General features: G+C 46.9%; 5 protein-coding genes. All 5 read left to right on the top strand.

What is annotated here, in order from left to right; genetic code table 11:
* On the top strand, positions 1 to 207 hold a 207-nt coding region (locus tag Q0140_RS04095; RefSeq protein WP_297962159.1), incomplete at its 5' end, for a DnaT-like ssDNA-binding protein.
* Complete coding sequence (locus Q0140_RS04100) at positions 201 to 566, top strand: hypothetical protein (RefSeq protein ID WP_297962161.1); 366 nt, start codon at positions 201 to 203, stop codon at positions 564 to 566. The genes Q0140_RS04095 and Q0140_RS04100, both read left to right, overlap by 7 nt.
* Complete coding sequence (locus Q0140_RS04105) at positions 557 to 943, top strand: hypothetical protein (RefSeq protein WP_297962163.1); 387 nt, start codon at positions 557 to 559, stop codon at positions 941 to 943. The genes Q0140_RS04100 and Q0140_RS04105 overlap by 10 nt, the downstream gene beginning before the upstream one ends.
* Entirely contained in the window at positions 930 to 1,316 is a 387-nt protein-coding gene (locus tag Q0140_RS04110) for a phage tail terminator-like protein (protein ID WP_297962165.1), read from the top strand. The genes Q0140_RS04105 and Q0140_RS04110 overlap by 14 nt, the downstream gene beginning before the upstream one ends.
* 3 nt (positions 1,317 to 1,319) lie before the next feature.
* Positions 1,320 to 1,528, top strand: a 209-nt coding sequence (locus tag Q0140_RS04115; RefSeq protein ID WP_297962167.1) for a hypothetical protein, incomplete at its 3' end; no start/stop codon positions are given.

Here is a 1,528-nt window from a genome sequence, read left to right on the forward strand (position 1 = left end):
GTATGCGAGCTTGCGATAAAAGCTAATTCGGGCGAGCTATTAAGCGACATCGAACGGCTAACCACCAAAGAAAAGGTTGGCAGTATCGAAGTAGAATATAGCAGCAGCGCCGATCCTACGACCAAATATGCTTACGTTTGTAGCCTGCTTAAGCCTTTTTTAAAAAATGTTTACGCAAGCTCGATGTTAAAGGTCGATAGATGCTAAACGAAAAAGCCAAAAATACGGCATTTAAGCTACTTGAAAAATTTGGCAAAAACGGCATTTATAAGCGACAAGCAGGGCAAATCTACGATCCAAAAACGGGCGAGATGAGCCTAAATTATGAAAGCCGCCCGGTAAAGGCGTATATCGATAGCGCTAAAAGCTATTCAAATTTGATAGAAAAAGGGCTACTCAACGAGGGGGATAGCGTTATACTCATAGCTGCTAAATCCCTCCCCTTCGCGCCGCAGAATAACGACAAAATAGAGTTTCCGCACGGCACATATACTATCAAATACAATGATGCGGTGTGGGGCGGCGAGGACATCGCGTTGCATCAATTGGTGGCGGTATGGAAGTAGACAGCGTGGCGGAGTTCGAGCTCATCGCCCTAAATCAGAGCGAGAACGCGATTAAGGCGGCTATTGTTGGGCTTTGTGGCGATATTATTTCAGACACCCCCGTGGATACGGGCAGGCTGAAAAACAATTGGTTTCCTAGCGTAGATGCCGCTAGCACGGAGACTACCGAACAGACCGCCGATGCGTCAAGAGCGAGGCTAGAGGTAACGGTATCACAGGGGTATAAATTAGACAAAGTGTTTTATTTCACTAATAATTTACCTTACGCCTACCGGATAGAATTCGAGGGCTGGAGTAAAAAGGCGCCGCAAGGTATGGTAAGGCGCAATATCGTGCGCTGGAACACGTATTTTAGGAGGGCAAATGTTAAAGGCTAGACAGACGATAGAGCAGGCTATTTTAAGCGTTACGCCGCGCATTGATACGCAGTTTGAAAACGCTACGTATAGCCCTAAAGAGGGCGTGCCGTATCAGCAGCTGCACTTTTTGCCCGCTCGTCCTACTAGCATCGCGATAGACGATAATATCGCAGAGCATAGTGGCGTATTTCAAATTACACTCCGCTATCCTACGGGGCGAGGTGTAAAAGATGCTTTAGCACGCGCGGAGAGCTACGCAAAGGTTTTTTATGCGGGCGCTAAATTTGATGAGGTGTATATCATAGCTCCTTGTAGCGTGAATATACTAGGCGTTGACGGCGATCGCTACGGCGTGGTCGTCTCAATTTATTTTAAAACCTATGAGGAGTAGAAAATGGCAGATAAGCTAACGGTTACGGATAGCCAACTTACGAAATTTTATATTTGCGGCACGGATGTCGATCTAGGGGATGCGACCAAAATCAAAACCGCGCTAGGCACGGCGAAGCGCATTGCATATCTTGAGGATTTGGGCGATTTTACGAAAACCCGCTCCACAAACGAATACCAATGCATCGATAGCGACACGACGGTAGTGTCTCA

Origin of the sequence: uncultured Campylobacter sp. (genome assembly GCF_938045405.1) — a bacterium.
GTDB lineage: Bacteria > Campylobacterota > Campylobacteria > Campylobacterales > Campylobacteraceae > Campylobacter_B.